The following is a 25342-nucleotide window of genomic DNA, read 5'->3' on the forward strand; positions in this document are numbered from 1 at the left end:
GCGAGACGCCCCAGATCTTCACCGCCTCCGTGGCGCCAGCGCCCGACGGCGTGGGTCACCCCCGCAGCCGCAGCCCCCGCGGCGTCGCGCGGAAGCCCGCCGACGTCAGCGCATCGCGCAACGGCGACGCGTAAACCGCCTCACCGTCCGCCCGCTCGACCGACAACGCTCCCAACGCTCCCGTGTGGACCGCGTCCGCCAGGGCCTTCGCCGCCGAGGCCAGCGTCTCCGTGTCGTCCGTGAAGGAGAGCAGCGTCCGGCCGCCGCGCTCGACGTAGAGCACCAGGTCACCGGCGACCGTGACCACCAAGGCACCGGCCTTGCGCCCGGCGCGATGGCCGGTGCCGCCGCCCGGCTGACCCTCGCCCGAGTCGACCGCCCGGTCAGGCCAGGGCAGCGCCGCGCCATAGGGGTTGGCCGGATCCGTCGACGCCAGCACCAACGCCAAGCCGCCACCCCCGCCGCGAACACGACCACGGCCCGGTGGTTCCTCGACCGCCTCGACCCGGTCGTTGCGGTCCGCGATGGCGCGCAGCCGGTCGACCGCGCCCGGCACCGCGAACTGGGCCGCACCGAGCCCTTCGACGAAGTAGCCCCGGCGGGCGGCGCCGCGTTCCTCCAGGGCCGCCAGCACCGGGTAGACGGCCGCAAAGCCGCCCACCACGTTTTCGGCGGCGGCCACGCCGCGGGTGACCACCCCGTGGCGTTCGAGCAGGACGTCGGCCAGGGTGGCCGCCCGCTTGGTCGGGTCGGTGTCGCGCTCGGGCAGGCGCGACCAGCGCCCGGCCACCGTCGGCGGGCCGGTGCGGCTCGGCATCGCGGCCCGGCCCACTCCCGGGCGGCGGTAGCGGCTCCGGGGCGCGCTCGGGCGGGACCGGTGGGCGCCGCCGGCGCCCAGCACCGCCCGCAGCGGCGCCAGTGTGTCGTTGGTGAGATGGCCCGCCCAGACCAGATCCCACACCGCGGCCACGAGCTCGGCGTCGTCGGTCGAGCCGACCCGGTCGGAGAGCGTGCGGAAGAACAGCGCCTGGCCGTCGGCGAGGGCGTCGAGGATCGCGGTGTGCAGCGGGGTCAGGGCGAGGGCCTCGTCGGGGACCGGGAGCAGCAGCGGCGCCGAGTCGGCGTAGGCGAGAGTGACCCAGCCGTCGCCGCCCGAGATGGCGCCGCCACCCGCCCAGACCACCTCGCCGCTGGCGCACAGCTCGTCGAGGTAGCCCGGCTGGTAGTCGGCGACCCGGGCCGGCAGCACCAGGCGCTCCAGCGCGGAGGCCGGCACCGCCAGGCCCTGCAGCTGCTCGATCGCGGCCTCGACGGCCTCGACGCCGCGGGCCGACGAGCCGACCTGCTGCCAGCGCGGCAGGAACGTGGCCAGCACCCGGGGCGGCACCGGCTCGATCTCGCGGCGCAACGCGGCCAGGGACCGGCGGCGCAGCATCCGCAGCACCTCGGCGTCGCACCACTCGGCCCCGGCGCCGCCCGGGGAGAACTCGCCCGAGACGACCCGACCGGTCGCGGCCAGGCGTCGCAGGGACTGCTCGACCACGTAGACGCCCAGGCCGAAGCGGGCCGCCGCGGTGGTGGCCGCGAAGGGACCGTGGGTGCGGGCGTAGCGGGCCAGCAGGTCGCCGAGCGGGTCGGCGACCGGCTCCAGGTGGGCGGAGGCGATGCCGACCGGCAACGCCACACCGAGCGCGTCGCGCATGCGGCCCGCGTCGTCGATGCCGATGAACCGTTCCTCGCCGGCGATCCGGACCAGCAGCGCCCGCCGGGCGGTCACCAGCTCCTCGGCCCACGCCACCGAGGCGCCGCGCGTGGTGAGGTCGGCGGGGGAGAGGTCGCCGAGCAGGCGCAGCAGCTCGGCGACGTCCTCGGCGTCGCGAGGTTGCCGCTCCGGGGTCAGCCACTGCAGCTGGCGCTCGGTCTCGGCGACCACCGCCGGCTCGAGCAGCTCGCGCAGGTCGACCCGCCCGAGCAGCTCGCCGAGCAGCGCGGAGTCGAGGGCCAGCGCGGCCGCCCGGCGCTCGGCCAGCGGCGCGTCGCCCTCGTAGAGGAAGGCCCCGACATAGCCGAACAGCAGCGAGCGGGCGAACGGCGACGGCCGTGGGGTCTCGACCTCGACCAGCCGGACCTTGCGGGCCGCCAGGTCGCGCATGAGGCCGGCGAGGCCCGGCACGTCGAACACGTCCTGCAGGCACTCGCGGGCGGCCTCGAGCGTGATCGGGAAGTCGGCGTATTCGCGGGCCACGTCGAGCAGCTGGGCCGAGCGCTGCCGCTGCTGCCACAGCGGCTGCCGGCGGCGCGGGTCGCGGCGCGGCAGCAACAGGGCCCGGGCCGCGCACTCACGGAACCGGGCGGCGAACAGCGCCGACCCGCCGACCGCCTCTTCGACGATCTGCGCGATCTCGTCGGGGTCGAACGCCACCACGTCGGCGCCCGGTGGCTCGTCGGCCGTGTCGGGCAGGCGCACCACGATGCCGTCGTCGGAGGGCATCACCTGGGCGTCGACGCCGTAGCGCTCGCCCAGCCGTTGCCCGACCGCGAGCGCCCAGGGCCCGTTGACCCGCGCGCCGAGCACACAGTGGACGGCCATCCGCCAGTCACCCAGCTCGTCGCGGAACCGTTCGACGACCACCGTGCGGTCGTCGGGCAGCGACCGGGTCGCCTCCCGCTGCTCGCGCAGGTAGGCCAGCAGGTTGCCGGCCGCCCAGTCGTCGAGCCCGCCGGCCTTCAACGCGCCGGTGGCGGCGTCGTCGTCCTGCTTGACCAGCGTGCGTAGTCGCGCACCGATCGCCCGGCCGAGCTCGACCGGCCGGCCGATCTGGTCGCCCTTCCAGAACGGCATGCGGGCCGCCTGCCCGGGCGCCGGCGAGACCAGCACCCGGTCGGGCGTGATGTCCTCGATGCGCCAGGAGGTCGAGCCGAGCAGGAAGACGTCGCCCACCCGCGACTCGTAGACCATCTCCTCGTCGAGCTCGCCGACCCGGGCCGCGCGCTCGGCCCCGGCCAGGAACACCCCGAACAGGCCGCGGTCGGGGATCGTGCCGCCGCTGGTGACCGCGAGCCGCTGGGCCCCCGGCCGCCCGGTGAGCTGGTCGGTGGCCCGGTCCCAGACGAGCCGGGGCCGCAGCTCGGCGAACGCCGTCGACGGGTAGCGGCCCGACAGCATGTCGAGCACCGCGTGCAGCGCCGAGTCGGGCAGCTCGGCGAACGGCGCCGCCCGCCGCACCAGCACCGACAGGTCGCCCACCGACCACGGGTCGAGCGCGACCATGGCGACGACCTGCTGCGCCAGCACGTCGAGCGGGTTGCGCGGGTAGCGCAGCTCCTCGATCGCGCCCTCGCCCATCCGCTCGGCCACCACCGCGCAGGAGACCAGGTCGCCCCGGTGCTTCGGGAAGACCACCCCACGGGACACCGCACCCACCTGGTGGCCGGCCCGGCCGACCCGCTGCAGGCCGGCGGCCACCGACGGCGGCGCCTCGATCTGGATCACCAGGTCGACCGCGCCCATGTCGATGCCCAGCTCCAGGCTGGAGGTGGCGACCACGGCTGGCAATGCGCCCGACTTCAACGCCTCTTCGGTGTTCTTCCGCTCCTCGCGGGACACGCTGCCGTGGTGGGCCCGGGCGATCACCGGCGGTGCGCCCGCCGCCGCGCCGGCCTGCGCCATGATCTCGGCCGGCAGCCGGGCCGCCCCGCCGGCGGCGATCTCGTCGACCGCCTCGGCCGCGAGCTCGTTGAGCCGCGCGCAGAGCCGCTCGGCGCTGCGTCTGGAGTTGGTGAACACGATCGTCGACCGGTGCCGGGTGATCAGGTCGTAGACCCGCTCCTCGACCGCCGGCCAGATCGACGCCCGGCGCGGCGTGCCGAGCTCGTCGCCGCCGCCCGGCTCCTCGACCTCGTCGAGCCGCGTCATGTCCTCGACCGGAACCTGGACGCTGACCTCGATCGTCTTGGCGGTGACCGGCCGCACGACGTCAACCGGGTGGGCGCCGCCGAGGAACTGCGCGACCTCGTCGACGGGCCGCACGGTCGCCGACAGCCCGATGCGCTGGGCCGGCTTGGGCAGCAGCTCGTCGAGCCGCTCCAGCGACAGCGCCAGGTGGGCGCCGCGCTTGGTGGCGGCCACGGCGTGCACCTCGTCGACGATCACCGTCTCGACGCCTCGCAGCGAGTCGCGCGCCGCCGAGGTGAGCAGCAGGAACAGCGACTCCGGGGTGGTGATCAGGATGTCGGGCGGCGTGCGCGCGAAGGTCCGTCGCTCGTCGGCCGGCGTGTCACCGGTGCGCATGCCGACGGTGATGTCGGGTGGCGGCAGGCCGAGCCGCCCCGCCGCGTGGCGGATGCCGGTCAACGGGGCACGCAGGTTGCGCTCGACGTCGACCGCGAGGGCCTTGAGCGGGCTCACGTAGAGCACCCGGCAGCGCTGCTTGCGCTCGGCGGGCAGCGGCTCGCGGGACAGTTTGTCGAGCGACCACAGGAACGCCGCGAGCGTCTTGCCGGACCCGGTGGGTGCCACGACCAGCGCGTTGCGGCCCGCCCCCACCGCCTTCCAGGCGCCGGCCTGGGCGTCGGTGGGCGCGGCGAAGGCGGCGGCGAACCATTCCCGGGTCGCCGGCCCGAACTGCTCCATCACGTCCACGAAGCAATCGTGCCCGACGGGTATGACAGAAACACGCCGCGCTACCCGGGAAACGGACAAACGATCAGAAGCAACAGCAGATTTCCCGGGTCCGCGGTGGTCCAGACCGTCGCTCCCGCCGGGCAGCCAGGTCCGCGCCAGGCCGCCCCTTGCTCTGCAGCCATATACGCAACACGCCCGGCCCAGGGTGTTGCGTATATGGCTGCAGAGCAAAGGCGGAAAGCGAAGGGGTCAGGCGGCGGGGCGCAGGCGTCGGCGGAGGGCGGCCGAGGCGGCGGGCCAGTCCTCGGCGAGCATCGCGTACTGGACCGTGTCGCGCCACGTGCCGTCGGGGCGGATGCGGTGGTGGCGCAGGACCGCCTCGCGGGTCGCGCCGAGGCGGGCGATGGCCGCCTGGGAACGTTCGTTGCGGATGTCGGTGTGCCAGACCACCCGCTCCGCGCCCAGCGTCTCGAACGCCCGGGTGAGCAGCAGCAGCTTCGCCTCGGTGTTGATGCCCGTGCGCCAGGCCGACCGCCCCAGGAAGGTGTGCCCGATCGCCAACGACCGCCGCGCCGGCTCCACCTCGTAGTAGGACGTCGTGCCCACCACCTCGCCCAAGACGGCCGACCGCTGCACCCACGGCACCCGCCCGCCACCGTGCCACTCGGCCAGCGCCCCGCTCACATAGGCGGCCAGCTCCTCGCGCGAGGCCGGGCGCGGTGACGACAGGTGCTCCCACACCTCGGCGGACGCGGTGGCGGCGAACAACTCGTCCACGTGTGACAGATCCAGCGGCTCGAGAACCACGTGCGAACCCTCCAGCCGCTCCGCCGTGAGCCAGGGCGACACCGCCGGTCGTAGGTAGGCGGGCAAGGGCACCGCGACACCGGCGTCGGGCACCGGAAGACCACGGGTCAGCCGCAGCGGCAGCACGCCGGCCCAGTGCGGCAGGTCGAGGTCGTAGTCCTCCTCGCGTACGCCACCGGTGCGCTGCCGGGCCGAGACCTCGCGCAGCGGCAACGCCAGCACCGCCGTCTCGGCCAGCTCGCGCTTCGTCGGCGGCCGCGTCTCGCCCGAGCGGCCCGCGCCCAGCTTGTCGACCAGCGCCGTCATCGCCGCCCGCTTCGCCGTCTCGTCGGTGACCAGCGTCGCCACCCCGTGCGCGACCACCGACCGGTAGTTGGCGCTGTGGTGGAACTGCGACCGCGCCAGGATCAGCGCGTCGAGCAGCGTGACCGTGACGCAGACCGGCAGCCCGTCGCCGCGCGCGGCCAGCAGCGGCCGGCTGCCCGTGGAGCCGTGCAGGTAGAGCGTGTCGCCGACCCGCACGTGCAGCGTCGGCAGCACCCGCGGCTCGCCGTCGACCACGAAACCCATCGCGCAGTGGTAGGCCTCGTCGAGGATGGCGTGCACGGTGTCGGCGTCGTACGCCATGCGGTCGCGGGTGCGGGTCGCGGTGGTGCGGGCCGTCGGCGCGTACACGTTGCCTCCCGGATTTTGTTCTAGTACATTCTTGAAACTGTGGCAGCACATTATCAGATCGTCGGCGCCACGGCGGCGGAGATTTCGGCGAGCATCGAAGACGGCGTACGCACGGGCGCGCTGGCCCCCGGCACCCCGCTCCCGCCGGTCCGGGGCCTGGCCGACGGTCTCGGGGTCAGCGCCGGGACGGTCGCCAAGGCCTACCAGACGCTGCGCACCCGCGGGGTGATCGAGACGGCCGGCCGAAACGGCACCCGGATCCGCCCGCGCCCCCCGGTCACCGGCGACCGCTCGACCCTCGTGGTTCCGCCGCCCACCGGCGTCCTGGACCTCGTCTCCGGCGAGCCGGACCTGCGCCTGCTGCCGCTCCTCGGCCCGCACCTGGCCCGCCTCGCGGAGGCCGACCCGGTCGGCTACAACCACGCCGGCGTGCGCCCCGAACTGGCCGAGGCCGCCGCCCGACGGCTCGCCGCCGACGGCGTCGACGCCACCCACCTCACGCTGACCAGCGGCGCCCTGGGCGGCATCGACCGCCTGCTCGCCGCCCACCTGCGTCCGGGCGACAAGGTCGCGGTCGAGGACCCGGGCTGGGCCGCCGTGATCGACCTCGTCGCCGCGCAGGGCCTCGAGGTCGTCGGCGTGCCGGTCGACGACGACGGCCCCACGCCGTCCGGCGCCGCCCTCGCGCTCGGCGCCGGCGCCCGCGCGTTCGTCGTGACCAGCCGGGCCCACAACCCGACTGGCGCGGCGGTCAGCCGGCGGCGCGCCGCCGACCTGCGCCGGGTGTTGGCCGACCACCCCGAGGTGCTGCTGATCGAGGACGACCACTCCGCCGAGCTGTCGACGGTGCCGCTGCACCCGCTGGCCAGGGCCACCCGGAGCTGGGCGTTCCTGCGCTCGGTGAGCAAGCCCTACGGTCCCGACCTGCGGCTGGCCGTGCTGGCCGGCGACGAGGCGACGATCGCCCGGGTGGCCGGCCGGATGCGGCTCGGCTCGGGCTGGGTGTCGACGCTGCTGCAACGGGTCGTCGCCGACCTCTGGGCGGACCCCGCGGTGGCGGAGCGGGTGGCGGCGGCCCGCGACAGCTACGAGCGGCGGCGCGTGGCGCTGCGGGCGGCGCTCGACGCGCACGGCGTGCCCAATCACGGCCGCACCGGAATCAACGTCTGGGTCCCGGTGCGCGACGAGACCTCGGTGGTCACGGCGCTGCGCGACGCCGGCTACGCGGTCGCGCCGGGCTCGCTCTACCGGGTCGGGGCCCCGGCCGGCATCCGGATCACCGTCAGCCGGGTCGACGAGGACGGCATCGAGCCGCTGGCCGCCGCGGTGGCCCGGGCGGTGGGCGGGGCGCCGCCGCGGTCGTTCAGCGCCTGACCACCCCGGCCGGTGTCAGGCCTGGCAGAACGGGTAGAAAGGCCGAATGACGGCGACCGACTCCCCACCTGGGGCGCAACGGTTCATCCCGGACGAGGCGCACAGCCTGGACGACCTCAAGGCGGCCGCGCCCGGCTGCCGGGGCTGCGAGCTCTACGCGGACGCCACCCAGGTGGTCTTCGGCCGCGGCGACGCCCACGCCAAGATCGTCATGGTCGGTGAGCAGCCCGGCGACGTCGAGGACCAGAAGGGCTTCCCGTTCGTCGGACCGGCGGGCCACCTGCTGCGCCGCGCGGTCGACGAGGCCGGCATCGCGCCGTCCGACATCTACCTCACCAATGCCGTGAAGCACTTCCGTTTCGAGATGCGCGGCAAGCGCCGGATCCACCAGACGCCGGAGCGCCAGCATATCGAGGCCTGCCGCCCCTGGCTGGTCTCCGAGTTCGCGCTGCTGCGCCCCCGGGTCGTCGTCGTGCTCGGCGCGACCGCCGCGAAGGCGCTGCTCGGGCCGTCGTTCCGGGTGACGAAGCAGCGCGGTCAGGTGCTGCCGTGGCCCGACGCCGCGCAGCACCCCGACGACTTCCGGGTCGCCCCGATCGAGGGTGGCGTCGAGGTCCCGCCGGGCAAGCTGGTCGCCACGATCCACCCGTCCGCCGTGCTGCGCGCCGACGATCGCGACACCGCGTTCAACGGGCTGGTCGACGACCTCAAGGTGGTGGCGTCAGCGGCGTCGGGTCGATGAGCGAACGACCCAGGGCGTACGCGCCGAGCAGGTCCTCACCCGCATAGGCGCGCGCGGCCACTGCCGCCAAGGTCGCGTCGGCGTTGACGGCGACCGTCGTCGCGCCCAGGTGGGCGAAGAGCGGACCGTCCGAGATGGAGTCTCCATAAGCGACACAGCGGGACAGCGGCAACCCGTGCCGGGCGCACAGCTCCTCGACGATCCGCACCTTGTCGGCCGGCGTGAGGATGCCCGCCGGGTCGACCGGGCTCACGAACGGCACCGACGGGAAGCGCGACGCCACCACCTCGTCGACACCCTCCTCGAGCAGCAGGCGGGCGAAGAAGTCGGGCGACATGGTGATCACCGCCGACCGCTCGCCGCGCCGCCGGATGTCGGCGCACACCTCGCGGATCCCGGTCAGCCACGGGCTGCCGGCGTAGACGCGCGCGACGAGGTCGAGCGTCAGCCCGCGCCAGAGCCGGTGCACGCCCTCCGCGAAGCCCACCGTGTCGATCCGACCCGCCACGAACGCGGCCTCCAGCGCGGCCACCTGCTCGACCGTGCCGGTCGCCCGGCCGATCTGCAGGCTCGCGGAGCTGCCGCGCAGCAGCGTGCCGTCCATGTCGAAGACGTGCAGGACGCTCACGCGAGCAGCTCGCGGGCGGCCGCCAGGAAACGGTCCTCGGCCGCCGCCGCGGCCGGGTCGGTGTCGCGCATCGTCGGGAAGTCGTGCCGCAGACCCGGCTCGCGCCACTGCCGCACCGGTACGCCCGCCGCGGCCAACCGGGCCGCATAGGCCTCGCCCTCGTCGCGCAGCGGATCGTGCTCCGCGGTGACGACCAGCGCCGGTGGCTGCCCGGCCAGGTCGGCCCGCAGCAGGTTGACGTGCGACCGGTCGGCCGGCGACGGCAGCCACCAGCTGATCCACTCGCGCAGCACCGCCGGGTCGAGGAAGCCGTTGTCGGCCTCGGAGACCACGCTCGGCGAGCTCAGCGTCGGGTCGGCGTTGGGGCAGACGAGCAGCTGCGCGCGCAGGCCGGGCACCCGCAGCGCGGCCAGCGCCGCCAGCATGCCGCCGGACGAGTCGCCGGCCACCGCGAGCGGACCGCCCGACAGCGCCGTCAGCACCGACACGGCGTCGTCGACCGCGGCCGGCCAGGGGTGCTCCGGCGCCCGGCGGTAGTCGACCGCGACCACGCTCGCGCCGGTGGCCGCGGCGAGCCGGCGTACCTGTGGATCGTGGGTGTCGAGGTCGCCCATGACGAACCCGCCGCCGTGCAGGTAGACCACGACGGGCGTGGCATCTGGTTGGTAGACCCGCACCGGCACGCCGCCGAGCACGCGGTCCTGCGTGGGCATCGGCGGACCGGGCGTGCGCGCGGCGGCTCGGGACCGGGCGCCGGCCCGCAGCGCGGCGACATCGTCCATGCCGTCCGAGCGTAGGTCAACCGGCGGTGAGGTTGTCCGCGACCTCGCGATCCAGCTCGAACAGCGCCTGCTCCACGACCGCGGTGAGGCCGCCCTCGTCGAGCCCGTCCGCGGTCATCTCCAGCACGGCGACGGCCCCGCCGACCGGGGTGTCCTCGACCAGCAGATCGGCCCGCCACACGCCGGCGTCGTCGCGCCAGCTCGCGGAGTGGCCGGGCTCGGTCGCCGCCGGCGGCCGGTGCAGCGGCGCCGGCAACCAACCCGACACCCGGGCCGGGTCCGTCGCGGTGTTGAACACGACCTCTGGTTCGGCCGACATGCCCCGTTCCCGCCGTACGCTCACCGCCGTCCCGTACCCGCCGGCGCACCGGACAAACGCCCGCATGGCCGGGCGGCCACCGGGTACGCGAACCCCATGAACCCGGTCATCCCCGCCGACATGACGTTCGTCGGCAACGCCACCACGGTGCTCCGCCTCGGCGACTTCACGCTGCTCACGGACCCCAACTTCGTGCCCGCGGGCACCCGGCTGCATCTGGGCTACGGCGCGTTCACCCGGCGCCTCGTCGACCCGGCGCTCGACGTGGTCGACCTGGCGGCGCTCGACGCGGTGCTGCTCTCGCACCTGCACGCCGACCACTTCGACGGTGCGGCCCGCGACCGGCTCCCCAAGGAGCTGCCGATCGTCACGACGCCGCAGGCGACCCGCAAGCTGCGCAGCTGGCGGTTCAGCGAGGTGCACGGACTGCCCACCTGGGGCGAGCACACGTGGGAGCGCGGCGGGCAACGCCTGCGGGTCACCGCGGCGCCGGGGGAGCACGGGCCGGGTGTGCTCAACCGGCTGCTGCCCGACGTGATGGGTTCGGTGGTCGAGCTCGACATCAACGGTGAGAACCGGCTCCGGCTCTACATCACGGGCGACACGCTGCTGCGCCCGGTGCTCGCGGAGGTGCCCCGCCGGTGCGGCCCGATCGACGCCATGATCATCCATCTGGGCGGGACCCGGTTGCTGGGCGTGCTGCTCACCATGGACGGTGCGCAGGGCGCGGGCCTGACCGAGCTGATCCGGCCCGGCCTGACCCTGCCCGTGCACTACGACGACTACACGGTGATGAAGTCGCCGCTGAGTGACTTCGTCGACCGCGTGCGCGACCTCGGGGTGACGACGGTGCAGCCAGTCAGCCGCGGCGACACCGTCGACCTCCCGTTGCGCGCCGCGCGTTAGCCCTGGTCGGCGAGGGGCGACGCCTGCCGCGCGGCGGCGCTCGCCACACCGTCCTCCGCGCCACGCGGGTTGACCATGCCGTCGTACGTGTAGACGGCGTGGCCGTCCGCCTGCTGCGTGGTCGGGATGTAGCGGTGCACCATCCCGTCGATCTCGAGCTCGATCAGCCCGGCGCCCTCCGCCTGGAACTGTGTGCCGTCGCGGGGCCCGCCCCGCAGGATCGCGTCCGTGTCAGCCATGGGGCGGTGCGTACCCGGCGGGGTGCCCGTGAAACCGGTCAGGTCGCCTCGGCCACCTCGCCGCTGCGCCGCAGGTGCTGCCACTTGAGCAGGCCGCCGGTCAGCGCGGTGGCAGCGGCGTGCACCAGCACCAGGTACATCACCTGCCGGTAGACCAGCTGCTGCAACGGCAGCGCCCAGAGCGGGCGCAGCGGCTCGCGGTCGAGGCGGAACGCCAGGATCGCCGTCACCACCTGGATCACCAGCACCGCCAGCCACGCGATCAGCGCCTCGAACCGGTCGAGGAAGAACACCCCGTAGACGGCGACGATGTCGAGCACCGGCGCGAACAGCGGCAGCACGACCGAGAACAGCGCGATGAACGGCAGGCCGCGCCGGCCGAACCGGCCCGAGGCACCCGACTCGACCAATGCGCGGCGGTGCCGCCACATCGCCTGCATCGTGCCGTAGCTCCACCGGTAGCGCTGCCGCCACAGCTGGCCGAGCGTGTTGGGCGCCTCGGTGCGGGCGATCGCGGTCTCCTCGTAGACCACCCGCCAGCCGGCCCGGTGGATGGCCATCGTGAGGTCGGTGTCCTCGGCCAGCGTGGCCCGGCTGAGGCCGCCCGCGTCGCGCACCGCCTGCCGCCGGAAGGCGCCCAGCGCGCCCGGGATGGTCGGCATGCAGTGCAGCGTGTCGTAGAGCCGGCGGTCCAGGTTGAAACCGATCACGTACTCGATGTGCTGCCAGCGGCCGATGATCCGGCGCCGGTTGCCGACCTTGACGTTGCCGGCGACGGCGCCGACGGCCGGGTCGGCGAACGGTTGCACCAGCTTGTGGATCGAGTCGGGCGCGACGACGGTGTCGGCGTCGACCATGACCAGCAGGTCGTGCCTGGCCAGCGCGACGCCGGCGTTGAGCGCGGCCGCCTTGCCGCCGCCGGGCACCCGGACGACCCGCACGTTGGGCAGGCCGAGGCTCTCCACCTCGTCGGCCGTGCCGTCGTCGGACTCGTCGTCGATGACCAGCACCTCGATCCCCGGATGATCACCGGAGGCGAGCGTGCGCACGGCGGCGCCGATCGTCCGCTTCTCGTTGTAGGCCGGCACGATCACGGTGACCGGCTCGTTGACCTCGGGCCCCCACGACCAGGTGCGGGCGCGGCGCCGGCGGGCGTGCCGGAGGGCGAAACCGAAGAGCACCAGCGTACGAGCCAGCGTCAGCACCCCGACCAGCAGCAGGAGCACCCAGAGCAGCCGGCTGGTGCCGTCGGCGATCTTGACCGCCCAGACCAGCAGTCCGCCGCGGATCTGGTCGGAGCGGCTGGCCTTCGCGGCGGCCAGGGCCGGCGTGCCGCCGCCGAACGCGCCCTCGACGGTGGTGAACCGGTAGCCGCGCTCCTTCATCCGCGGGATGAACCGGTCGAGCGCCGCGACGGTCTGCGACCGTTCGCCGCCCGCGTCGTGCAGCAGCACCACGGCGCCGCGGTTGCCGTCCGGCGTCGAGCTACGGATGATCGCGTCGACGCCCGGCCGGGCCCAGTCGCGGCTGTCGGTGTCGTCGAAGACGGAGACCATGCCCTCGTCGCCGGCCGCGCGGACGACCGACCAGTGCTGGTCGTCGAGCGAGTCGACGCCGCTCGAATAGGGCAGGCGGAGCAGCGGGGTGTTGATCCCGGCGGCGTACGCGATCGCGGAGCGGGTCTGGCTCAGCTCCAGCCGCTGGCGCCAGCCGGCCAGCCCGGCCAGGTCGGGGTGGGTGAACGTGTGGGCGCCGACCTCGTGGCCCTCGCGCACCATCCGCTCGACGAATTCCGGGTGCCGGCTGGTCTGCGAGCCCACGACGAAGAACGTGGCCGGCACGCCGTGCCTGTGCAGCACGTCGAGCACCTGCGGGGTCCACAGAGGATCGGGACCGTCGTCGAAGGTGAGCACGATCGTCCTGTCGGGCGGGCGGTGGCTGGCGACCCGGCCGTCGCGGGTGTCGACCACGGGGCCGCCCTCGCGTACCGCCGCGGGCACCGTGCCCTGCCGGCCCATCTGGTTCTCGTTGTCGGGCGCGAACCGCGAGTTCGCGTAGGCGCCGATCGCCAACAGGTTGGCCAACACGAGCGTGGCGACGCCCGCGATGATCCAGCGGCGCCCGGAGAACCTCGAGCGCCGGGGTTCGGGTGTGACGATGTGCTGGGTGTCGCCGATCCGCTGGCCCTGCCGCCAGATGCCCATCAGCCGACCTCTGCCACCTGGGTGATCCAGAGCAGCGCCAACAGGAGCAGCACGAACAGCAGCAGGGCGTACGTGGTCCAGCGCAGCCGCTTGCCGCGGCGCCCACTGTGGTCGACGAAGATCGCCTGCGTGGCCTCGGGAGTCCGGATCCGCCGGGTGGAGACGTCGGGCTTGTCGACCCGCGCGCGCACGGCGGCGTTGCTGGTCGGTCGCGGCGCGTCCAGGCGGACCGGGTCGCCGGAGCGCGCACGACCCACGAATCGATCAGGCATGGGCAAAAGCGTAGGTTTCTCGCCGCACCATCGCATGATCAACTAACGGAATGTCTGCAATGCGACGCGACCCTGGCGATCACGGCGCGAGCGCCTCCGCAACCGCGCGGTTGAGGCCGAGCGGCGCCCAGCGCCGCGATCACCTCCGCGACCGCGCGGTTGAGGCCGAGCGGCGCCCAACGCCGCGATCATGTCGCGAGTGCCTCCGCGACCGCGCGGTCGAGGCCGAGCGCGGCGCCCTGCCGGCGGGCCCGGTCGTAGGTGACCGCGCCCAGCTTGCGGCGCAGCGTCTCCGCGTCCGGGCCGTCGTCGGGCCACGGCAGCACGTACGCGGCGAGCCAGGTCGCGCCGGACGGCGTCTGCAGGGCGGTGGCCGCGGCGATCAGCCGGACCGCCCGCTCGAGCTCGCCCTGCCGGGCGTCGAGGTCGCCGAGCCCGGCGATGAACAGCGGCGGACTGTTGGTGTCGCCCTTGCCGTAGGCCGCCGACAGCCCGTCGGCCAGGTAGTCGTGCGCCTCCGCGAAGTCGCCCCGGCCCATCGAGTTGAGCGCCAGGCTGTAGAGCGCGACCGAGACGCCCAGCGAGTCGTCGGCGACCTGGGCGGCCACCAGCGCGGCGTGGAACTCGTCGGCGGCCGTGTCGTGGTCGTCGTCCAGCAGCGCGATCGTGCCCAACCGGCTGTGGTAGATGCTGGTCTGCCAGTCGTCGCCGAGCTGCGTGCTGAGCCGGCTCGCCTCCTCGACCAGCGGCCGGGCCCGCTCGAAGTCGCGCTGGATGATCGCCAGATGGCCCAGCGGGCCGGCCGCCCGGGCGATGCCCGCCATGTCGCCGACCTCGCGCAGGATGAGCAGCGCCCGCTCCAGTCGCGGTCCGCCGCGAGCGAGGTCGCCGCTGGCCAGCGACATCGTGCCGGCCGCCAGCAGGGCCCGGCCGTAGCCGCGGCGGCTCAGGTGGTCGCTCATCTCGAAGATCCGGGTCAGGTAGCGCAGCGCCTCGTCGACATGCCCGTGCAGCCACCAGAACACCCAGATCGCCTCGCCCAGCCGCAGCGCCGACTCGGGGTCGTGGTGGTCGATGAACCAGCTCATCGCCGACGTCAGGTTGTCGTGCTCGGTCTCGAGCCGGTCGAGCAGCCCGCTCTCGGCCAGCCGGTTGAGCCGCGGCTCGGTGGCCGACGCGAACGCCAGATAGTGCCCCGCGTGGGCCGCGTGCGCCGGCTCCCAGTCGGCGCCGCCGCGGAGCTGGTCGAGCGCGAACTCCCGGATGCTGTCGAGCATCCGGAACCGCGGCTCGGTCGCCGGCTTGCTCTCCTGCCGCACGAGACTGCTCTGCACGAGCCCGTCCAGCGCGTCCACCACGTCGTCGGCGGTCGCGCCCGCGCCGACGGCGTCCGCGGCGTCCAAGGTGAACCCGCCCGTGAACACGGCGAGGCGGCGGAACAGGGCGCGCTCGCCGGGGCTCAGCAGGTCGTAGCTCCAACGCACCGTGTCGCGCAGCGTGCGCTGCCGGTCGGGCAGGTCGCGGGCGCCGCCGGTGAGCAGCTCGAGCGGGCGGCCCATCCGCTGCAGGATCGCCGCGGGCGGCAGCACCCGGATCTTCGCCGCGGCCAGCTCGATCGCCAGCGGCAGTCCCTCCAGCCGCCGGCAGATCTCCACCACGGCCGGCAGGTTCTCCTCGGTCAGGGCGAACGAGCCGGAGGCGGCCCGGGCCCGGTCGACGAACAGCCGCACCGAGCCGTAGTGGCTGACCACGTCGAGCGTGATGGCCCGGTCGGGGATGGCCAGCGGCTCCAGCGCGAACGCGTGCTCGCCGCTGATCCGCACCGGCGACCGGCTGGTCACCAGCGCCGTCACGCCCGCCGCGCCGGCCAGGATGTCGGCGAGCACCGGCGCCGCCTCGGCCACGTGCTCGAAGTTGTCGACGACCAGCAACATCTGCCGCGTACGCAGGAACGCCACGATGTCGGCGAGCGGGCGCCAGGTGCTCGAGGTGCGCAGCCCGAGCGCCCGGGCGATCGCGTCGACCACCAGATCGGGGGAGTTGACGGTGGACAGCTCCACGTAGCCGATCCCGTCGGGGAACAGCGGGCGCAGCCGCTCGGCGAGGTCGGTGGCCAGCCGGGTCTTGCCGACGCCGCCGGGCCCGGTCAGCGTGACGAGCCGCACGTCCTCGTCGGTGAGCAGCTCGGTCAGCGCGGCGGTCTCCAGGTCGCGGTCGAACATCTGGGTGCGGGCGACCGGGATGGCCGCGGGCGGCGCGGTCTCCGGCGCGGCGCCGCTCTCCTGGAAGCGCTCGGTCAGCAGCACGGCGATGTCGTGCTCGACCAGCCGGCGCAGCTCGTGGGCGTCGCCGAAGCGGCGGAAGGAGACGTCGGCGCTGGACTCGATGTCCTCGATCAACGCCTCCAGCCGCGGGTCCCGGCGGGGCGCGGGCGCCTTCACGTAGATCAGCCGGGGCATGTCGGCGGCCAGCCGGTACTCGTCCTCGATGCCGGAGATCGCCGAGCCGGGGGCGGTCCAGCCGTAGTCCTCGCCGTACACGCCGATGAAGACGTGGCTCTGGGCGATGTAGGAGCGGTAGACGTCGCGCGGCGCGTGCGGCCGGGCGCCCTGCTCGAACATCACCGGTGCGAGGTGCAGCCGCCGGATGGCCTCGCTGACGGCCTTCCGCTCGACGGCGAGCTCGTCGAGCGTGGAGCTGACGAAAACGCGTAACCGCTGGTCAGGAGTGTGGATCGGCAAGAGCTATCACCACCTATTGGCGCATTTACCACGAAAAAGCCTAGCGCTGGTCGCCACCGCGGGCAGGTAGAGAAGAACGCCGCCCCCGCCGGCTGCCTTTCCGCGCCAGGTCGTGAGACGGCTCACTGTGACGGCGGCGACAGCTTTCCGCCGGTAAGGTCGCAATGTCCACAAAGGCCCTTACGGCGGCGCGGCGTGGGCCGTTAGCCTGCCGGTCATGAATGTCGCGGCCGTCCAGCGCCACACCCTCCGGCTGCTGTTCGGCACGCAGATCCTGGCCGGCATCGGCACCACGATCGGCATCGCGGTCGGCGCGCTGCTCGCCGCCCGGGTGGGCGGCACCGCGGTCTCCGGCCTCACCTCCAGCGCGGTCGTCGTCGGCGCGGCGGCGCTGGCCATCCCGATAAGCAAGATCATGACGGGGTACGGGCGGCGGACCGGCCTCGTCGTCGCGTACGCCGTGGGTCTGGTCGGTGCGGTCCTCGTCGTGCTGGCCACCGTCGCCGACAGCCTGCCGCTGCTGCTGGTCGGATTCGCCGCCTTCGGCGGCGGTTCGGCGGCCAACCTGCAGGCCCGCTACGCCGCCATCGATCTGGCCACCCCCGACCGCCGCGCCCGCCAGCTCTCGGTGATCGTCTGGGCGACCACCCTCGGCGCGGTCGCGGCGCCCAACCTGACGTCGCTGGCCGACGACGCCGGCCGGGCCTTCGGGCTGCCGCCGCTGGCAGGCCCGTTCGCGGCCAGCGCCGTCGCGTTCGTGGTCGCGGCCGCGGTGCTGTTCGCCTTCCTGCGGCCCGACCCGCTGCTGACGGCCCGCGCGCTGACGCCGGCGGCGAACGCCGGCCGCCCACCGACGTCCCGCGACGGCTTCCGCGCGGTCTTCGGAAGCCCCAAGGCCCGCCTAGGCGTCGCCGCGGTCGCCGTCGGCCACCTCGTCATGATCGGCGTGATGTCGATGACACCGGTGCACATCGACCTCGAGTCGGGCCACGGCGACGCCGACGTCCTGCGCATCGTCGGCGTGGTGCTCAGCGTGCACATCGTCGGCATGTACGCGTTCTCGCCCGTCGTCGGCTGGCTGGTCGACCGCCTGGGCCGCCGTACGCTCATCCTGGTCGGCGCCGCGGTCCTGGTCCTGGCGTGCGCGGTGGCCGGTTTCTCGGGACACTCGACCCCGTGGCTGACCGTCGGCCTGTTCCTGCTGGGCCTGGGCTGGTCCGCGACGATGGTGGCGGGTTCGACCCTGCTGTCCGAGTCGGTGGAGGTCGACGTCCGCGCCGCGGCCCAGGGCCTGTCGGACACCCTGATGGGCGTAGCCGGCGCGGCCGCCGGCGCCCTGAGCGGCGTAGTGGTCGAGCTCGCGGGCTATCCGACCCTGACACTCCTCGCCGCTACTGCGGTAGTGCCGCTGGTCGCGCTAGCGTTACGCCCGTTGCCCACCGGGCCGGCACCTTCTTCCTCCGGCCCGGTCGGGCACCCTCCGATCCTGGACCCGGAACTCTCGGCCCCCGACGTCCCAGGCCCCGAACTAGCCCACCGCGACCCGAATTGACGACGCGGGCGGCCCTTTCTCCCCGATTGCGCTCACGGCGGCCTGATCTGTGCGACGGGGTGGCTTGTGCCATCAGCGACCGTGCTCTCTGCGTCGCCGTTCGTGCGCCGGGCGGGGCGGCCTTGCCGTTCACGAGCGGTCGGTGCGAACTAGTTCGTGCGACGGGGTGGCAACGAGCGTGCTCTCCGCGGCTCCGTTTGTGCGGCCGCGTAGCTTCGCTGCTGACGAGCGTGCTCACCGCGACTCGGGTTGAGCCGCTAGGTGGCTCCGCTCTTCGCAAACCCTGTGGGCCGCGCCCGCTCGGCGGCATCCCTGCCCCGCCTCGCCGAGGCCGCCGTCGACCCACGTGCGGCAACTGGCTACCGAGCCACACCGCCGAGCGACCGTCGTACTCCCGAAGTCCGTCTCAGTTGATTCGACGGCGCAGCCACCAGAAGCTGGCGGCCGCGAGCACCGCAGCCAGCCCCACGAACAGCGCCGTCTCCGCGAGCTGGAGCGTCCAGAACTGGCTGTCCGGGTGGTAGACCACGTCCTGCCGCAGCCCCAGCGAACCGACCCATTCCGAGCAGGAGCCGTTGGGCAGGTCCGGGCCGCAGCGGGTCGGGTCCGCCGGGCCCGTGAAGACCTGGCCGTTCGCGGTGATCGGGCGGTTGGTGATCGTCCAGGCGTTGGTGACCGGGTCGGGTTCGATCAGCATCTCGCCGCTCTGGTTGATCATTAGGGCGTCGAGGCGGTTCATGTCGAGTGGTGGTGTCTCGTGGGTCGCCGGGGCCAGGTGGGTGCGCAGCGCGAGCGGCATCGCGGCCACCGCGGCGGCATAGATCGCCAGCGTGCTCGCCATCGCCGGGACCGTGCGGCGGATCAGCATGCCGGCGGCGACGCCGAGGGTGAAGGCGAACAGCGCGTACCCGATCGGCACGATGCCCCGTGCGCCGAAGACCAGCGGCGTGATCCGGTCGGCGGCGGCGCTGTCGACGCGGCTCGCCCACGCGGTGACCGCCCAGCTGAGCAGGCCGGCCGCGGCGGCGGTGGCGGTGCCGACCAGGCCGAGCTTGGTGGCCAGCCAGCGCGACCGGGTGATCGACTGGTTCCAGGCCAGGCGGTGGGTGCCGGCCTCGAGCTCGCGGGCGATCAGCGGCGCGCCCCAGAAGAGGCCGATGAGAGGTGGGGCGGCGTACATGATCGCGAGGGTGACGTAGTAGATCGTGCCGCCGAGGCTGTTGTGGAACTGGGTCAGGAAGGCGTCGACGGCGGTGCCGCAGTCGGACTGGCAGGCGGCGACGGCCGAGTAGAGATCGGTGATCGCGTTGCCGTTGATCAGCAGCACAGCGGTGAGCACGGCCAGCGCCGCCGCCGCGACGACGGCCGGGGTGCGGAACTGGCGCCAGGTGAACCAGATCATCGGGCGGTCTCCAACTCGGGCCGGTGCGCGGCCACGGACCGCGACAGATAAGCCAGAACCAGGTCTTCCAGGGTGAGCTGCTCGACGGTCAGGCCGGGATCATCGATGGGTACGACGCTGCGCACGATGAACGTCGACTGTCGCTCCGTGTGGCTGTGCTCGATCACCTCGGCGCCGGTGGGCAGGTCGGCGGGGTCGCGGCGCGCGCCGGTCAGCCGGTAATGGGTGCCCATGAGCTCGTCGATCTCGCCGGCGACGCGTACGCGGGATGCCGTCAGCACGATCAGGTGGTCGCACACGCGCTCGAGGTCCGACACGAGGTGGGAGGAGAGGATCACGCTCGTGCGGTGCTCGGCCGTGTGCGCCATCAGGCTGCGGAGAAACTCGCGCCGCGCGATCGGGTCGAGGCTGGCCACCGGCTCGTCGAGCACGAGCAGCTCGGGGCGTTTCGCGACGGCCATGGTCAGGGCGAGCTGGGCGCGCTGGCCGCCGGAGAGCCGCCCGGCCTTCTGCCCGGGGTCGAGGCCGAGCTGGGCGATCCGCTCGTCGGCGAGGGACTGATCCCAACCAGGGTTGGTACGCGCGCCGAACCGCAGATGGTCCTTGATGGACAGACCGGCGTACGTGGGTGCGTCCTGCGCCACGAAGCCAACCTTCGCGAGTTGGCCGGGGCCGGCGCCGGGGCGGCCGCCGAGCACGGTGATCCGGCCCTCGGTGGGACTCAGCAGGCCGACGGCGAGCTGGAGGAGGGTGGTCTTGCCGGCGCCGTTGGGGCCGACCAGGCCGACGACCCGCCCGGCGGGGATCTCCAGGGTGCAGTCGGCCAGCGCGACGCGCCGCCCGTAGCGCTTGGTCAGGCCCTCGGCCCGCAACACCGGCTCGGTCATGGTGACTCCTGTAACTGGGTCCGGAACGTGGTGGCGAACAGCGCCTCGATGCTCTCGGGGTCGAGGCCGGCCGCCTTCGCCCTGGTCAGCCAGGCGCGGAGCTCCTCGCGGAGCGGCTCGACGGCCCGCCCGGCCGCTTCGTCGTTGAGGGTGCGGGCCACGAACGTGCCGACGCCGGGGCGGGCGGTGACGAGGCCCTCGTACTCCAGCTCCCGATAGGCCTTGAGCACCGTGTTGGGGTTGATCGCGACCTTGGCGACCACGTCTTTGATGGTGGGAAGGCGGTCGCCCTCGCGCAGCAGGCCGAGGCGCAGGGCCTGGCGGACCTGCTGGATCAGCTGCATGTAGGGCGCGACGCCGGACCGACCGTCCAGATGAAACTCGATCATGCTTACCGCATTTCTCTAGTTTCATAGGACTATAGAGCTTGCGGGTACGGGTGCGTCAAGGCTCGGTTTACCGTCGGTGTCACGGTTGGCGTAGCTTTCTTGGTCGGGCTTGGTCGGCTTGTCTGTTGGCCGGCTCGGTGGCTCGGGGCTCGGTGGCTCGGGGCTCGGTGGCTCGGGGTGGCTCGGTGGCTCGGGGTGGCTCGGTGGCTCGGGGTGGCTCGGTGGCTCGGGGTGGCTCGTTGGTGAAGGGGTGCGTGGGCGGTGCGGTTGACGGATTTCTGGGCGCGGCTGGAGCAGGCGTTCGGGCCGGGCTACGCGGCCAGCATCGCCGCCGACCAGGTGTTGCCCCAGCTCGGCGGGCGGACGATCGAGCAGGCGCTGGAGGCGGGTGTGGAGACGGTCGTCGTGTGGCGGGCCGTGGTGGCCGCGTACCCCGATCGGGTGCCGGCGCGACTGCGCTGAGCTTTTTTCGATCTCGTTCGTACGGATGTTCGGCGTGTCGCCACGCCTAGAACACCTGTTCGGCTATTGTCCACAGCTGGCGGTTATCCACAGGCGCGGCACGGCGGCTGTTTTCTGTCATACCCAGCGCCTAGGTTGTCCGCGTGACGAAGAGTTCAAAGATGCCGGCGAAGGCAGGGGTGGCGACGATGGCGACAGGGCCTGATCGGGACAAGGCGCTCGACCTTGCTCTCGCGCAGATCGACAAACAGTTCGGCAAGGGCTCGGTGATGCGGCTGGGGGAGCGGCCGGTCATCCAGACGGCGGTGATCCCGACGGGGTCCATCGCGCTCGACGTGGCGCTCGGCGTCGGCGGTCTGCCGCGCGGGCGGGTCATCGAGGTCTACGGTCCGGAGTCCTCCGGTAAGACGACGGTGGCGCTCCACGCCGTGGCCAACGCGCAGCGCGCGGGCGGCATCGCGGCGTTCATCGACGCGGAGCACGCGCTCGACCCCGACTACGCGCGGGCGCTGGGTGTCGATACCGACGCGCTGCTGGTGTCGCAGCCCGACACCGGTGAGCAGGCGCTCGAGATCGCCGACATGCTGATCCGCTCCGGCGCGCTCGACATCATCGTCATCGACTCGGTCGCGGCCCTCGTGCCCCGCGCCGAGATCGAGGGCGAGATGGGCGACAGCCACGTGGGTCTCCAGGCCCGGTTGATGAGCCAGGCGCTCCGCAAGATCACCGGTATCCTCAACAACTCGGGCACGACCGCGATCTTCATCAACCAGCTCCGCGAGAAGATCGGCGTGATGTTCGGCAGCCCGGAGACCACGACCGGTGGCCGGGCGCTGAAGTTCTACGCCTCGGTGCGACTCGACGTGCGCCGCATCGAAAGCCTCAAGGACGGCACCGACGTGGTCGGCAACCGCACCCGCGTCAAGGTCGTCAAGAACAAGGTCGCGGCGCCGTTCAAGCAGGCCGAGTTCGACATCATGTACGGCAAGGGCATCTCCCGCGAGGGCTCCCTCATCGACGTGGGCGTCGAGCAGAACATCATCCGCAAGTCGGGTGCGTGGTACACCTACGACGGCGACCAGCTGGGCCAGGGCAAGGAAAAGGCCCGCGAGTTCCTCAAGGAAAACCCCGACGTCGCCGCCGAGATCGAGAAGAAGATCCTCGAAAAGCTCGGCGTCGGCCAGGGCGGCGCCGGTGACGCGGCCGGCGGCCTCGAACTCCCGCCGGTCGACTTCTAACGGCCTGACCGGCCATGGCCGGTCGACGCAGGGGTGCCCGTTCCGGCCGAGGCTGGGACGCGGCACCACCACGCCCATCCACGCGCCCACGCCGCGCCCGCCCAGCTCCCGACGGCGAAATACAGGCCGACCCCACGGCCGACTTCGTCTGGCCGGAAGGCGCCGAACCACTCGACGACCCCTGGGGCGGCCGAGCCGCGGTCCTGGACCACGACCCGGCCGCCCCAGTGGTCGGCACCTCCCGCACTGCCGGTCCAGCCGGCGGCGTCTCCGACGGCGACTCGGCTGGCGGCGGTCGCCGCGGCGGGTCGTCCATGCGGTCGAGGGAACGCGTGGGTGATCAAGGCGACGACGTCGCCGCCGCCCACTTGGCTGGCGGCGGTCGCCGCGGCGGGTCGTCCAGGCGGTCGCGGGAGGGTGTGGGTGATCAAGGCGACGACGTCGCCGACGGCGAAGGGGTTGATGTGGACGACGGCGCTGGTCGCGGCAGGTCGCGGTCCAGGTCCGGGCGATCCGGCGCTGGTCGGGGGCGGCGGAGTGGCTTCGGCGGCGCGCCGGCCGCGCGCGCCGAGGCCGGCGGTCCGCCGCCGTCGCCGGCCGACGAGGCCGAGCGGGCGCGCGAGATCTGCCTGCGGCAGCTGGCGGTCCGCCCGCGCACGCGTGCGGAGCTGGCCCGAGCCCTGGCCAGCCGCGGCATCTCGGCGGAGACGTCGGCCGAGGTGCTCGACCGCTACGACGAGGTCGGCATCATCGACGACGCCGCGTTCTCGCGCGCCTGGGTGTCCAGCCGCCACACGGGCCGCGGCCTGGCCCGCCGGGCGCTGGCCAACGAGCTACGCAAACGGGGCGTCGACTCCGACACCGCCGGCGCCGCCCTGGAGCAACTCGACGACTCGACCGAGGCAGAGACCGCACGCGCGCTCGTCGAGCGCAAACTCCGCACGGCCCGCGGCGAACCCGAGCAAATCTTCCGGCGGCTGGTCGGCATGCTGGCCCGCAAGGGCTACGGACCGGGGGTGGCGATCCGCGCGGTCAAGGAGGCGCTGGCGGCCCAGAGCGCCGAGGCCGCCGAGTTCATGGACCAGGTCGACGTCGACGCCCTGACCGAAGCCCAATCCGCCATGGACTCCGACGCCGACATCAGCCGGTCGTCCGAACCGGACTGACCGCGACGCAATGCTGCGCCGACCGTCCTGACCGGACTGACCGCGGCGCAATGCGCGGCCCCGGAGTTGATGGTCGGCCAACGACGCCGCAACCGGCCTGGCTGGGCCGGTCACGGACCTCGGCGTGGTCGGTGGCAGTTGCCGGGTCGCTGCCCGCTGCCGCTGTCGCGGCATTGGCGCAGGGAGGATCAGCCTGCCGACGCGTCGGCTCACTGCGAGTGCGTAAGCGTGCTGGACGGGTTCGACTGCCTGCGGGCCCATCCCGCGCGCCGGGCGTCAGGACTGCGGCGCGGGTGGGGTTGCCAGGATGAAGGCGAGCCCACGGTCGAAGAGGTCGTCGTCGGTCCAGGGGCCGTCGTCCAGGTGGCCTGACGCGATCAGGGTCGGATATGCCGTCGGGTCGGTAGCGATGTGGCGGCGGGCCTCGGCGCGGGCCTGCGGGTTCTGGCTGCGGTGCCAGGTCGCCGCGGTGAGGGCCGCGCCGATCACGTAGTTGGCCACCAGCCGAGTGACCACCGCCAGCTCGACACCCGTGTAGCCGCCGCGGGCCAGGGCCGACTGCAGGAACTCCGTGCGGGCCAGGACGTTCGGGCCGAGCATTGGTCGGCCCACGAGGTTGGGCGCCCAGGGGTGGCGCAGCATGACCGTGCGCCACCTGCGGGACAGCGTGGTCAGGTCGGCTCGCCAGTCGTCGCCGGGCGGCGGCAGCTCCACCTCGCCGAAGACCTCGTCGACGGCCAGATCCAGGACGTCGTCCTTGGTCTTCACATGCCAGTACAGGGCGGTCGGCGTGACATCCAGGCGCTGGGCCAGGCGGCGCATGGTCAGACCGTCGACCCCGGCGTCGTCGAGGAGAGCGACGGCGGCCTCGACGATTCGCTCCCGGGTCAGGGGCGTCGCGCGGCGGGCGCGCGTCGGCTCAGCGCGTAGCCAGACCGCGCCGCCGCTCGAAATCGGCTTCCCGTCCACGGCCGCATCCTATTACCGTGTTCAGCTAACTTAACAATGTTAAATTAGGCGGTCGGTCATGCCGGTGATTCGGATCCAGCTCGACAGCGACAGGACCACCGCGCGTCGCGTGTTGCGGCTTCATCAGGCGGGCCAGGTCCATCACGAGTCCCGCGACGCCGCCCGCGCCGAAGCCTGGCGGCTCGGCCGGACCCCGGCCGCTGAGCCGGTCTTCGTCGGCATCACGAACGGCGAACCGGTCCGACTCGTCTACGACGTCGAAGTCCACCTCCACTCGACTCGGTGACGGCTGTGTGACCGGCCGGATTCGGCCTGAGGCGCCAGCGTCGAGGGCAGGAAGCATCCGGGCCGATGTGCGACACCGTCGTCCGGTCGTGCCAATCGGCGGCACGCGCCGTGCCCGGACCCGCAATCCCGACCGACTGGTCAGCGCGCCAGCCAAGGCGCGCGTCCGGCATCAGCGCCAGTGCCAGGCATCGCGCCTGATGAGCCGGCAGCGGCGGCACCGCCCCGGGAGAGAACCAGCCAACCTCGACCGACTCGTCGTCGTTCACCCGGGCCGCGCCACCGACCACCCGACAACCGACCCCGACAGCCAGCCACCACACCTGATCCCCGTTCGGCGCCACCGACAGATCCAGCGCCTCCACCGACAGCAGGCGCTCGACCACGACCTCGACGCCCGTCTCCTCCCACACCTCCCGCACCGCGCCGGCCGCCGGCTGTTCCCCCGGCTCGAGGCAACCGGTGGTCAACGCCCACGACCCCGTATCGGACCGACGAACCAGCAGGACCCGCTCCCGCTCGTCGCGCACAACCGCGATCACACCGGGCAGTGGCAGCGGCGCGTGGCCGACACGCTCGCGCAGCGCCACGACGAAGTCCGGAATCGGCATGGGTCGGCACCCTACGACGGCGGCGCCAACGGCCCCCTCGGCGGTGACTGTGGACGGTGGCTGTGACA

20 protein-coding genes and 1 pseudogene are annotated in these 25342 nt (G+C 73.4%); 7 read left to right on the top strand and 14 right to left on the bottom strand.

Annotation, left to right across the window (positions count from 1 at the left end; translation table 11 throughout):
- Positions 1-55: 55 nt before the first annotated feature.
- Both O7635_RS17740 and O7635_RS17745 read right to left on the bottom strand, forming a co-directional pair.
- Complete coding sequence (locus tag O7635_RS17740; RefSeq protein ID WP_278085513.1) at positions 56-4633, bottom strand: ATP-dependent helicase; 4578 nt, start codon at positions 4631-4633, stop codon at positions 56-58.
- A gap of 240 nt (positions 4634-4873) precedes the next feature.
- Positions 4874-6106, bottom strand: coding sequence for a bifunctional pyridoxamine 5'-phosphate oxidase family protein/GNAT family N-acetyltransferase (locus O7635_RS17745; RefSeq protein ID WP_278081540.1), 1233 nt, complete (start codon positions 6104-6106; stop codon positions 4874-4876).
- Between the two features lie 39 nt (positions 6107-6145).
- Between O7635_RS17745 and O7635_RS17750 the strand changes: the two genes are divergently transcribed.
- Positions 6146-7480, top strand: a complete 1335-nt coding sequence (locus tag O7635_RS17750; protein WP_278081541.1) for an aminotransferase class I/II-fold pyridoxal phosphate-dependent enzyme — start codon at positions 6146-6148, stop codon at positions 7478-7480.
- A 46-nt stretch (positions 7481-7526) separates the two neighbouring features.
- Positions 7527-8222 carry a UdgX family uracil-DNA binding protein gene (locus tag O7635_RS17755; protein WP_278081542.1) on the top strand — a complete coding sequence of 232 codons (696 nt, stop codon included), beginning with the start codon at positions 7527-7529 and terminating at the stop codon, positions 8220-8222.
- Here the strand turns inward: O7635_RS17755 and O7635_RS17760 are convergent.
- Genes O7635_RS17760 through O7635_RS17770 form a run of 3 tightly spaced genes read right to left on the bottom strand, consistent with a single transcriptional unit; the run spans position 8188 to position 9951 of the window.
- Positions 8188-8850: an HAD-IB family phosphatase gene (locus O7635_RS17760; RefSeq protein ID WP_278081543.1), complete on the bottom strand. Its 663-nt coding sequence runs from the start codon at positions 8848-8850 to the stop codon at positions 8188-8190. The genes O7635_RS17755 and O7635_RS17760 overlap by 35 nt on opposite strands.
- The gene (locus tag O7635_RS17765) at positions 8847-9632 is read right to left on the bottom strand and encodes an alpha/beta hydrolase (protein ID WP_278081544.1); all 786 of its coding nucleotides are present in this window, start codon (positions 9630-9632) and stop codon (positions 8847-8849) included. Before O7635_RS17765 ends, O7635_RS17760 begins: the two co-directional genes overlap by 4 nt.
- 16 nt (positions 9633-9648) lie before the next feature.
- Positions 9649-9951, bottom strand: coding sequence for a hypothetical protein (locus tag O7635_RS17770; RefSeq protein ID WP_278081545.1), 303 nt, complete (start codon positions 9949-9951; stop codon positions 9649-9651).
- Between the two features lie 96 nt (positions 9952-10047).
- Here O7635_RS17770 and O7635_RS17775 point away from each other — a divergent pair, with 96 nt between their 5' ends.
- Complete coding sequence (locus O7635_RS17775; RefSeq protein ID WP_278081546.1) at positions 10048-10857, top strand: MBL fold metallo-hydrolase; 810 nt, start codon at positions 10048-10050, stop codon at positions 10855-10857.
- Here the strand turns inward: O7635_RS17775 and O7635_RS17780 are convergent.
- The 4 genes from O7635_RS17780 to O7635_RS17795 all read right to left on the bottom strand — a co-directional run bounded on the left by O7635_RS17780 (position 10854) and on the right by O7635_RS17795 (position 16313).
- A complete protein-coding gene (locus O7635_RS17780) occupies positions 10854-11096 on the bottom strand; it encodes a hypothetical protein (protein ID WP_278081547.1) in 243 nt (80 codons plus the stop codon). The two genes, O7635_RS17775 and O7635_RS17780, sit on opposite strands and share 4 nt — an antisense overlap.
- Positions 11097-11134: 38 nt before the next feature.
- Positions 11135-13300 carry a bifunctional polysaccharide deacetylase/glycosyltransferase family 2 protein gene (locus tag O7635_RS17785; protein WP_278081548.1) on the bottom strand — a complete coding sequence of 722 codons (2166 nt, stop codon included), beginning with the start codon at positions 13298-13300 and terminating at the stop codon, positions 11135-11137.
- The gene (locus O7635_RS17790; RefSeq protein ID WP_278081549.1) at positions 13300-13572 is read right to left on the bottom strand and encodes a hypothetical protein; all 273 of its coding nucleotides are present in this window, start codon (positions 13570-13572) and stop codon (positions 13300-13302) included. The genes O7635_RS17785 and O7635_RS17790 overlap by 1 nt, the downstream gene beginning before the upstream one ends.
- Before the next feature lie 188 nt (positions 13573-13760).
- The gene (locus tag O7635_RS17795) at positions 13761-16313 is read right to left on the bottom strand and encodes a DUF4062 domain-containing protein (protein WP_278081550.1); all 2553 of its coding nucleotides are present in this window, start codon (positions 16311-16313) and stop codon (positions 13761-13763) included.
- 217 nt (positions 16314-16530) lie between these two features.
- Between O7635_RS17795 and O7635_RS17800 the strand changes: the two are divergent.
- Positions 16531-17766: pseudogene (locus O7635_RS17800) on the top strand (MFS transporter); the annotation flags it as partial.
- A gap of 505 nt (positions 17767-18271) precedes the next feature.
- Here the strand turns inward: O7635_RS17800 and O7635_RS17805 are convergent.
- From O7635_RS17805 to O7635_RS17815, 3 genes are read right to left on the bottom strand one after another with little or no spacing between them, the layout of a single operon-like run.
- Positions 18272-19267: an ABC transporter permease subunit gene (locus O7635_RS17805; RefSeq protein ID WP_278081552.1), complete on the bottom strand. Its 996-nt coding sequence runs from the start codon at positions 19265-19267 to the stop codon at positions 18272-18274.
- The gene (locus O7635_RS17810) at positions 19264-20154 is read right to left on the bottom strand and encodes an ABC transporter ATP-binding protein (RefSeq protein ID WP_278081553.1); all 891 of its coding nucleotides are present in this window, start codon (positions 20152-20154) and stop codon (positions 19264-19266) included. Before O7635_RS17810 ends, O7635_RS17805 begins: the two co-directional genes overlap by 4 nt.
- Positions 20151-20543 carry a GntR family transcriptional regulator gene (locus tag O7635_RS17815; RefSeq protein ID WP_278081554.1) on the bottom strand — a complete coding sequence of 131 codons (393 nt, stop codon included), beginning with the start codon at positions 20541-20543 and terminating at the stop codon, positions 20151-20153. Before O7635_RS17815 ends, O7635_RS17810 begins: the two co-directional genes overlap by 4 nt.
- Positions 20544-20804: 261 nt before the next feature.
- On the opposite strand from O7635_RS17815, the gene O7635_RS17820 reads away from it, so the two are divergent.
- The 3 genes from O7635_RS17820 to O7635_RS17830 all read left to right on the top strand — a co-directional run bounded on the left by O7635_RS17820 (position 20805) and on the right by O7635_RS17830 (position 23409).
- Positions 20805-21005 carry a DUF3046 domain-containing protein gene (locus O7635_RS17820; RefSeq protein ID WP_278081555.1) on the top strand — a complete coding sequence of 67 codons (201 nt, stop codon included), beginning with the start codon at positions 20805-20807 and terminating at the stop codon, positions 21003-21005.
- A gap of 188 nt (positions 21006-21193) precedes the next feature.
- A complete protein-coding gene (gene recA, locus O7635_RS17825; protein ID WP_278085514.1) occupies positions 21194-22243 on the top strand; it encodes a recombinase RecA in 1050 nt (349 codons plus the stop codon).
- Positions 22244-22707: 464 nt separating this feature from the next.
- The gene (locus O7635_RS17830) at positions 22708-23409 is read left to right on the top strand and encodes a regulatory protein RecX (protein ID WP_278081556.1); all 702 of its coding nucleotides are present in this window, start codon (positions 22708-22710) and stop codon (positions 23407-23409) included.
- A gap of 276 nt (positions 23410-23685) precedes the next feature.
- Here the strand turns inward: O7635_RS17830 and O7635_RS17835 are convergent, their stop codons facing one another.
- Positions 23686-24378, bottom strand: a complete 693-nt coding sequence (locus O7635_RS17835) for a TetR/AcrR family transcriptional regulator C-terminal domain-containing protein (protein WP_278081557.1) — start codon at positions 24376-24378, stop codon at positions 23686-23688.
- Between the two features lie 221 nt (positions 24379-24599).
- Positions 24600-25274, bottom strand: coding sequence for an NUDIX domain-containing protein (locus O7635_RS17840; protein ID WP_278081558.1), 675 nt, complete (start codon positions 25272-25274; stop codon positions 24600-24602).
- Positions 25275-25342 lie beyond the last annotated feature (68 nt).

This window comes from Asanoa sp. WMMD1127 (genome assembly GCF_029626225.1).
Taxonomy (GTDB): domain Bacteria; phylum Actinomycetota; class Actinomycetes; order Mycobacteriales; family Micromonosporaceae; genus Asanoa.

Coding starts and splice junctions, on each gene's coding strand:
- O7635_RS17740 (WP_278085513.1), bottom strand. CDS start 4,633: ATGGAGCAGTTCGGGCCGGCGACCCGGGAATGGTTCGCCGCCGCCTTC.
- O7635_RS17755 (WP_278081542.1), top strand. CDS start 7,527: ATGACGGCGACCGACTCCCCACCTGGGGCGCAACGGTTCATCCCGGAC.
- O7635_RS17765 (WP_278081544.1), bottom strand. CDS start 9,632: ATGGACGATGTCGCCGCGCTGCGGGCCGGCGCCCGGTCCCGAGCCGCC.
- O7635_RS17770 (WP_278081545.1), bottom strand. CDS start 9,951: ATGTCGGCCGAACCAGAGGTCGTGTTCAACACCGCGACGGACCCGGCC.
- O7635_RS17775 (WP_278081546.1), top strand. CDS start 10,048: ATGAACCCGGTCATCCCCGCCGACATGACGTTCGTCGGCAACGCCACC.
- O7635_RS17780 (WP_278081547.1), bottom strand. CDS start 11,096: ATGGCTGACACGGACGCGATCCTGCGGGGCGGGCCCCGCGACGGCACA.
- O7635_RS17785 (WP_278081548.1), bottom strand. CDS start 13,300: ATGGGCATCTGGCGGCAGGGCCAGCGGATCGGCGACACCCAGCACATC.
- O7635_RS17790 (WP_278081549.1), bottom strand. CDS start 13,572: ATGCCTGATCGATTCGTGGGTCGTGCGCGCTCCGGCGACCCGGTCCGC.
- O7635_RS17805 (WP_278081552.1), bottom strand. CDS start 19,267: ATGATCTGGTTCACCTGGCGCCAGTTCCGCACCCCGGCCGTCGTCGCG.
- O7635_RS17810 (WP_278081553.1), bottom strand. CDS start 20,154: ATGACCGAGCCGGTGTTGCGGGCCGAGGGCCTGACCAAGCGCTACGGG.
- O7635_RS17815 (WP_278081554.1), bottom strand. CDS start 20,543: ATGATCGAGTTTCATCTGGACGGTCGGTCCGGCGTCGCGCCCTACATG.
- recA (WP_278085514.1), top strand. CDS start 21,194: ATGGCGACAGGGCCTGATCGGGACAAGGCGCTCGACCTTGCTCTCGCG.
- O7635_RS17840 (WP_278081558.1), bottom strand. CDS start 25,274: ATGCCGATTCCGGACTTCGTCGTGGCGCTGCGCGAGCGTGTCGGCCAC.